8 protein-coding genes are annotated in these 7,875 nt (G+C 46.0%); 5 read left to right on the forward strand and 3 right to left on the reverse strand.

Annotated features, from left to right (window positions below; genetic code table 11):
- Positions 1–326: 326 nt before the first annotated feature.
- The gene (locus ACE1AQ_RS05240) at positions 327–1,124 is read right to left on the reverse strand and encodes an HpsJ family protein (RefSeq protein ID WP_008202850.1); all 798 of its coding nucleotides are present in this window, start codon (positions 1,122–1,124) and stop codon (positions 327–329) included.
- Between the two features lie 573 nt (positions 1,125–1,697).
- Between ACE1AQ_RS05240 and pgl the strand changes: the two genes are divergently transcribed.
- From pgl to ACE1AQ_RS05255, 3 genes are all read left to right on the forward strand, one after another.
- Positions 1,698–2,420, forward strand: a complete 723-nt coding sequence (gene pgl / locus ACE1AQ_RS05245) for a 6-phosphogluconolactonase (protein ID WP_008202848.1) — start codon at positions 1,698–1,700, stop codon at positions 2,418–2,420.
- A 145-nt stretch (positions 2,421–2,565) separates the two neighbouring features.
- Positions 2,566–3,192, forward strand: a complete 627-nt coding sequence (locus tag ACE1AQ_RS05250) for an FHA domain-containing protein (RefSeq protein WP_008202846.1) — start codon at positions 2,566–2,568, stop codon at positions 3,190–3,192.
- 230 nt (positions 3,193–3,422) lie between these two features.
- The gene (locus ACE1AQ_RS05255) at positions 3,423–4,670 is read left to right on the forward strand and encodes a site-2 protease family protein (protein ID WP_008202844.1); all 1,248 of its coding nucleotides are present in this window, start codon (positions 3,423–3,425) and stop codon (positions 4,668–4,670) included.
- Here ACE1AQ_RS05255 and ACE1AQ_RS05260 read toward each other — a convergent pair.
- Positions 4,589–5,353, reverse strand: a complete 765-nt coding sequence (locus ACE1AQ_RS05260) for a metallophosphoesterase family protein (protein WP_008202843.1) — start codon at positions 5,351–5,353, stop codon at positions 4,589–4,591. The two genes, ACE1AQ_RS05255 and ACE1AQ_RS05260, sit on opposite strands and share 82 nt — an antisense overlap.
- Before the next feature lie 377 nt (positions 5,354–5,730).
- On the opposite strand from ACE1AQ_RS05260, the gene tpiA reads away from it, so the two are divergent.
- Entirely contained in the window at positions 5,731–6,456 is a 726-nt protein-coding gene (tpiA, locus tag ACE1AQ_RS05265; RefSeq protein ID WP_002760957.1) for a triose-phosphate isomerase, read from the forward strand.
- On the opposite strand, the gene ACE1AQ_RS05270 is transcribed toward tpiA, so the two are convergent.
- Positions 6,453–7,235, reverse strand: a complete 783-nt coding sequence (locus tag ACE1AQ_RS05270; RefSeq protein ID WP_008202838.1) for a fumarylacetoacetate hydrolase family protein — start codon at positions 7,233–7,235, stop codon at positions 6,453–6,455. The two genes, tpiA and ACE1AQ_RS05270, sit on opposite strands and share 4 nt — an antisense overlap.
- 145 nt (positions 7,236–7,380) lie before the next feature.
- Here ACE1AQ_RS05270 and rpsF point away from each other — a divergent pair, with 145 nt between their 5' ends.
- The gene (gene rpsF, locus ACE1AQ_RS05275) at positions 7,381–7,770 is read left to right on the forward strand and encodes a 30S ribosomal protein S6 (protein WP_004160997.1); all 390 of its coding nucleotides are present in this window, start codon (positions 7,381–7,383) and stop codon (positions 7,768–7,770) included.
- Positions 7,771–7,875 lie beyond the last annotated feature (105 nt).

A 7,875-nucleotide genomic window follows, 5' to 3' on the forward strand; every position in this document is an offset into this window, starting at 1 on the left:
AGAGAAGATGCAAGGGTGATGCAAGGGTGATGCAAGGGTTTTAAGAGATTCTAGCAGATTTAAGTGCATTTGGGAAGCTCTCAATCAAGCTAAAAGCCCTTTCCTGTAAGGTTTTTACCATTATTCAGCAAACCCTAATTATGCAACAGGTTTAATAGATAAAAGGGCATCATTTGCTGATACCCTTTGTGGCTGAATATTTAAGTAGTCACAGATTTGACCCTAAGGATGAAGTATGTTCTTATGTGCGCTCGTCTCCTGACTCGGAGAATTCTGACTCCCGAAAACGAAAACTTTATACTTCATCATTAAGATAAATCCCCTGCTTAGGCAGTGCGTTTTTTCATACTACCTAGTTCTCGAATGCCTAACCAACCGATCAAACTATAGCAAATCGATAGCAACATACTTTGAATACCAATTCTTAACCACTGTTTCAAAGCCTCCAAGTTAGCTTGGCTTTCTGCCTGTTTTCGCCGATCTTGCAGCTGAGTTTGTAGCTGATTTTTGATCTCATCTAATCGCTGTTTAAACTCCTTCGGTTTTTTGGATAAATCCCGTAAATTAGTTAATTGTTCTCTTTGTTGACGTAGGGTCTGTAACTGTTCTGTGCTGATCGTTTGTCCTTGGAAACGACCAGTTTCAATTACTTGATTTCTCTGAGAGATCTGCTGTTCTAATAGTTGGGGATTTTGCGATAGAGTATTCAACTGGGCTAAGAAAGCCTGAATTTGTCCCTCTCCTTGATCAACACCCTGTTCAATTTGAGTCAAAGCGTTGTTTTTAATCTGGTTGATATTATTGATGTGAACAGGAATCATCAACAGAAAAACTAAACCCAACAGTGTAGAAAGAATAAAGATCGGCCAACGCAATTCAAAGCGGGATTTCCTAGGAATAACATCTCTATCTCTATTGTTAGCTTCAATCCAGTAAGCAATTAAAACGAGAATGATACCCAGGAGAGGAACAATTCCTCGATCAACAAAGGTGGTGACGAACCCTACCTGCCATTGGGATTGACTGAATTGATAGGGCAGCGGCAGGATAAACCCATCCAAAAGGAAGGAAATAATGAAAACCAATCCCGTTAATTTCAGGGACAAAGAAGTAAAGCTGTTCATCGCTGTTTCTGTAATGGTATGTCAATGAATAGATTCATTAGTCTGTTTAAAAGTTCTCGCTGGGGATTCCCAGAAGGATTTTGCCGAGAGGCCCTCTGACAAACTGCAATTTCTAGTTAACTCTCGTTTAACCTCCCGCTAAACCCTACGTTAAACCCTTCGGCTTGTCAACCCCTGTCGAGAATCGACTTTAGAAATATTACCTCAATATGGTATCGGTAAACTTATCCCTGTCAAAGAATAGCTCTCTCGCAAAAATCAAAAATCTTCCTTTAGCTGAGAAGACGGTCGCCAGGAGGAGAAAAAAGACAATAGAAAACTATAATATCGATAAAAACTAAGATTATAGCAAATTTATCCGAATTTTTAGATATTTTGACCCGATAGCACTTCGATAACTTACTTTTGCCGCAGGTCTAATAAAATTTTCCCAAGCTCTCAGACTGGGTTTCCCCCCGTATCTCTTACCTAAGACAGAGGCTGTCAAAGGATAAAATTTTCCCAAGCTCTCAGACGAGTCCTGAATCGTTAGCCTATAGTAAAGACAGCCCCCCTGAGTCGATAACAAAACCCATGCAGAAATTGGTGGAAATTTTAGCCGATAAACAAGCTCTGATCGCAAAATCTCTGGCGCTGGTTCTGGAAAAAATCACAACCAGCCTCGACCAACAGGACCATTTTACGATCGCTCTGTCCGGCGGTAGCACCCCGAAACCTCTCTACGAAGCTTTATCCTCTCAACCCCTCGACTGGTCAAGAATTCACGTTTTCTGGGGAGATGAACGCTACGTTAGTCCCGATCATCCCGACAGTAATCAACGCATGGCCCGGTTAGCATGGCTCGATCGCATACCGATCCCGGCCGCTAATATTCATCCTATGCCCACGGATGACCCCGATCCCCACCGGGCTGCCCAAAAATACGATGATCATCTCCGCCAATGGTTTGGGGTCAATTCGCCCGATTTTCCCGTTTTTGACCTGATTTTATTGGGAATGGGCGATGATGGTCACACCGCCTCTCTCTTTCCCCACACGGCAGCTTTAACGGTCAGCGATCGCTGTATCACCGTCGGCGAGAAAGATGGTAATCCCCGCTTGACTTTTACTGTTCCCCTGATCAATCAGGCCCGTTGTGTGATCTTTATCGCTGCCGGCGAAAGTAAACGCCCCGCTCTACATGAGATTTTCTCTGCCTATGGTGACTCTTTCTCCTATCCTTCCCGTCTGATCCACCCCCCGGCCGGGGAATTATACTGGTTACTCGATGCCGCCGCCGGTTCCTCTTTTGTCTAGAGAATAGGGAAATGGGGGAATAGGGAAATGGGGGAATTCAACTAAAACCCCAACACCCCCCGCAACGCGCACGCAGTGACCACCCTAACACCCTAACACCCCAACACCCTAATCGGCTTTTTTAGTTTTTCCTTTTTTCTTAAAAATGATCGTTTGTCCCAATTGCGAACATACTAACCCCGATGAGGCCACTCAATGCGAGGCCTGTTACACTCCCTTGCCACGGATGTCTTTCTGTCCTAGTTGTGGGGCAACCATCCAAACTGATGCCACCTTTTGCGGTCAGTGTGGCTACAATTTACAGCCTAATTCTGTCCCCATGGTGGCAGCCGAGGCCGAATCGGAACCTGAACCCGTCTCACCAGTCCCAACACCCACGCTCGCTTCGATCGCACCTCCTCCTGTTGCCCCCCCACCGGTTCCGGCTGCCACCCGCCTACAGATGGAAATGGCTAGTCTCCAGCACCTACAAACCGATAGCAAAATTGAATTACCCCTACATCTATCGGTAATTCATATCGGCAAACCTAACGCTCGCATTCCCCCCGATATCGATGTTTCCGGTTTTCCCGATTCTGATATCGTCTCCCGGGTTCATGCCGATATCCGCGTCGAAGGAGGCATCTATTACCTCGAAGACAGCGGCAGCGCCAACGGAACCTACGTTAATCACACTCCCCTACCCCCCGGCAATCGTCATCGTCTCCGTGCTGGCGATCGTATTTCCCTCGGTAAAGGGGACAAAATGACTTTTATTTTCCAAATGTCTTAAAAGGGTACAGGTGTTAGCGGTTAGGGGTTAGGGTTTTAGGGTTTTAGGGTTTTAGGGTTTTAGTTGAATTCCCTCATTTCCCCATTTCCCCATTTCCCCATTTCCCCACTTCCCACTCCCCACTTCCCACTCCCCAATTCATAATTCATAATTCATAATTCCCACACCCCACTCCCCAATTCATAATTCATAATTCATAATTCCCACTTCCCACTTCCCCACTGAAAATTATGGGTACAAATTGGCGAATCGGCTCTTTATTGGGCATTCCTCTCTATATTGATTCCTCCTGGTTTTTGATTTTGGCTTTTGTCACCCTGATCAATGCCACCGATGCAGAAATTCAGTCTCAGGCTGGCCAAAGTTCTATTTTAGCGTGGTTACTTGGTTTAATCATCGCTTTATTGCTGTTTATCTCGGTTTTACTCCACGAATTAGGTCATAGTTTCATGGCCCGATGCCAAGGTATCAAGGTCAATTCCATTACCCTATTCCTCTTTGGGGGTATGGCCTCGATCGATCGAGAATCTCGGACTCCTCCAGAGGCCCTGCAAGTAGCGATCGCTGGACCCCTCGTCAGTTTTCTCCTGTTTTGTCTCCTATCCCTAGCCAGTCACTTACCCTATTTAAACGCCAATTTAACTTATATATGCGGGCATTTAGCGATAATTAACCTGTTTTTGGCTCTATTTAATCTTATCCCTGGGTTACCCCTCGATGGCGGTCAAATTTTCAAAGCAATCGTCTGGCAAGCGACTGGCGATCGCTGGAAGGGTTTACATTGGGCTGCGATCAGTGGTCAATTAATCGGTTGGTTGGGGATTATTTTGGGGATTTTCTTGGTTCTCTTGACGGCAGCTGTGGAGGGAGCTTGGTTAGGATTAATGGGCTGGTTTATCCTCAGAAATGCCCGCGCCTACGATAATTTGACTAATTTACAGGAAAGTCTCCTCAATTTCACAGCGGGAGAGGTGATGAGCAGAGATTTGCGGGTTTTAAACGCCCATCAAACCCTAGAGGAATTCGCCCAAGAATACGTTTTAGACCGAGCGGCTGCCAATACTGCTTATTTTGCCGCATCCGAGGGGCGTTATCGGGGATTAATTCGGGTGGAAGATTTACAGGCGATCGAGCGGAGTTTCTGGTCAGAAAAACAACTGCTTGATCTTGCCCATCCCCTCGCGGAAATTGCCACTGTTGAGGAAAAAACCCCCTTAGTGACGGTGGTGCAGAAATTGGAAACCATCCCAGACCGCATGATCACGGTGTTAACACCAGCCTCCGCCGTAGCGGGAGTGATCGATCGCGGCGATATCCTCAAGGCAATTGCGATTAAATACCAAATTCCCCTAGAGGAAACGGATATTGAACGCGCTCGCGAGGGAGTTTACCCCAGTTATTTGCCCTTAAATGTTATTGCTGCCGCTCTCGACAAGAGTGAACCGCCAAAAATCGGCGAACCTTCCTTAATGTCCTGACCTAGAGAGGATGGACGGTAATAATCTTGAATATGGCTAATGCGAAAATTTCCTCGCTGGTTAACCTGCCACAATTTCCCCGTTTCCACATCTAAACAACTTAACCAGCCTTGGCCGTAGGCCCAAGTATCAATACAAATGGCATGGCCGAGATTAACCGGTTTACCGCTTTTTTGGCTGGTATGGCCGCAAATCATGGTTTTTCCCGAACTATGGGCGGCGGGATATTGAAATTTCTCCCAAAAGAGTTTGTATTCTGGTTGTCTGGCTAGGGGTAGATTGGGATCGAGACCAGCGTGAACAAATAAATGATTTGCAGTTTCGTAGCTATTTATACAGACTTTTCCTAAAAAATCCCAGTGGGATTCAGGAATTTTAATCAGGTGGCCTTCGCTATAGGATTTGAGGGTGGCTTTACCGCCTTTTTCTAACCAGAGACGCTGTTTGAGGGGGTTATTACGGGCTTGCAGCATGATAATCTCGTGATTACCTTTGAGGGGAATCAAATTTCCCTGTTTATGTAGGGAAATCAGGCGATCGATCACCCCTTTCGAGTCTCTGCCCTTATTAACGTAATCACCGAGGGTGATTAAAGTATCTTGCGGTTTGGGGTTGACGATCTCTAGCAAGTGATCTAGAGCTTTTGAGCAACCATGTATATCGCCGATCGCTAAGGTTCGCATGAGGATTTGGTAGGGGATTAGGGCATAGGTAGGGTTTGCGGCAAAAAGTTTTTCGTGGGGGCAGGGTGTGGGGTGTGGGGTGTAGGGTGTAGGGTTTTACCGATTTTGAGGTGGTCAGTTACCTAATTTTCAGGGAAAAAGTCCAGGAATTTTACCCCCGATCCCTCCAATGGTAGGCACTTTTTGAGGTCAAAAAAGTCTAAAAGCCTTATCAAACAAAGTTTTTAGATTTATTCAGCAAACCCTAGGTAGAGGTAAAACTACTCAAGAAATCTGTTCACGACAAACAGCGATTATCGCTGATCTTGCTTAGGGTAACAAAAAGGCTTAGAGTAAAATGTACCATAAATTATCAAATCTACTAAATTAATTAAGCTGTGCCGAAAGTTGTTATTGCAGGTAACTGGAAAATGCACAAAACCCAGAGAGAAGCTTTGGAGTTTTTGCAAGATTTTAAATCCCATCTAGATGAAACCCCCGACGACCGAGAAGTAGTTCTTTGCGCCCCTTTTACAGCTTTAGCTGTCCTCTCTAAAACCCTCCACGGTGGTCGTATTCGCTTGGGGGCGCAAAATGTCCACTGGGAAAAATCGGGGGCTTATACGGGCGAAATCTCGGCGGATATGTTAACCGAAATCGGGGTTCACTATGTGGTTATCGGTCACAGTGAACGCCGGCAATATTTCGGCGAAACCGATGAAACCGTCAATTTAAGGGTTATATCTGCCCAAAAACAAGGTTTAATCCCGATTATCTGCGTGGGAGAAAGTAAAGCCCAAAGAGATGCCGGAGAAACGGAAAAGGTAATTATCAAGCAAATTCAAGGGGGTTTAGTCAATGTTGACCAAAAAAACCTCGTTATCGCCTACGAACCCATCTGGGCGATTGGGACGGGGGAAACCTGCGAAAGCGAGGAAGCTAACCGCGTTATCGGTTTGATTCGGCAACAATTAGACAATCCCGAAGTAACCATTCAGTACGGTGGTTCGGTAAAACCGGATAATATCGATGAAATTATGGCTCAATCGCAGATAAACGGGGCTTTAGTCGGTGGGGCGAGTCTAGACCCCGCCGTATTCGCTAGGATTGTTAATTATCGTTAATTGATTTCTGCTGCCATGACGCTATTTTCCAAAACCCCGATGCCTTCTATTTCCACCCGAACCTTATCCCCCACCTGCATCGGTCCGATTCCTTCGGGAGTTCCCGTTAAAATCACATCCCCCGGCAGCAGGGTCATCACTTGGGAGATATAAGCCACCAAGACATCGGGGGGAAAGACCATATCACTGAGATAACTGCTTTGTTTGGGTTCGCTGCCATCATTGAGAAAAGTGGTTAATTGCGCCCCGATACTCAATTCCCGGACAATCCAGGGGCCGAGGGGACAAAAACTATCAAATCCTTTCGCCCGCGTCCATTGGCTATCTTTTTTCTGTAAATCCCTAGCGGTGACATCATTAGCAATGGTATAACCCCAGATTTTGCTTCTGGCCTGGGCTGTGGTGCAGTTTTTGGCGGTTTCTCCGATAATTAATGCTAATTCTCCCTCATAATCCACTCTTTCCGATTGGGGCGGATAAAAAATCGTTTCACCGTCGGCGATAATTGTCGTCGGTGGCTTGAGAAATAAAAGCGGTTCTTCCGGTACAGGTGTTCCCATCTCGGCGGCGTGGGCGCGGTAATTTTTGCCCACAGCAATAATTTTCGACGGGAAACAGGGGGCTAATAGTTGGTAGCTATCAGGTTCTAATTCTATTTTGGTTAGTTGCCCTCCTTGCCAGGGAGGGGCATCAAAGACAGCAACGCTACGGTTTAGCTGTAACAGTCCGTAGAAGATTTGTCCTTGACGATGTTTCACTCGTACATAGCGTTGCGCCATATTTTTCTGGGAATGACTAGCGATCGACTCTCGGATAGTAGTATGATCATATATCCTTGCTTCTTTATTAAAAGCTAGAGAGTTATTAAAATCAATTAACCTCTGGCCTTGACAAAGAAGCCTTCTAGTCCATAAGGATTCTGACATGAGCAATAACTACGAAACTCTTTACATTCTCCGTCCCGATTTAGGGGAAGAAGTCGTTCAGCAACAAGTGGAACGTTATCGGACTCTGATTACCGAACACAGCGCCACAGACATTGAGGTTAAGGTGTGGGGTAAAAAACGTCTGGCCTATCCCATCAAAAAACTCAATGATGGTGTCTATGTGCAGATGAATTATCAGGCCAGCGGCAAACAAGTCGCCCCCATGGAACGGGCCATGCGTTTAAGTGATGAGGTTATTCGTTATTTAACCCTAAAACTCGATCGCGTGGTGGCCCCCCCGGCCGATTTATCTCCCCTAACGGAAATTCCCCCCTCTCCTATCACCGAAGCAGTGGTGGAAGATGACGGTATCTCCGCTGAAGATTAATTATAGTCACAACTGTGTCGGGTCAATGCCCAATTCCCGTAATCGGGCAAAAGCGCGGTCGCGTTCTTGTTGTGCTTGGTCGCGTTCTTGTTGTGCTTGGTTGCG

This window comes from Microcystis sp. BLCC-F209, assembly GCF_041928595.1.
Taxonomy (GTDB): Bacteria; Cyanobacteriota; Cyanobacteriia; order Cyanobacteriales; family Microcystaceae; genus Microcystis.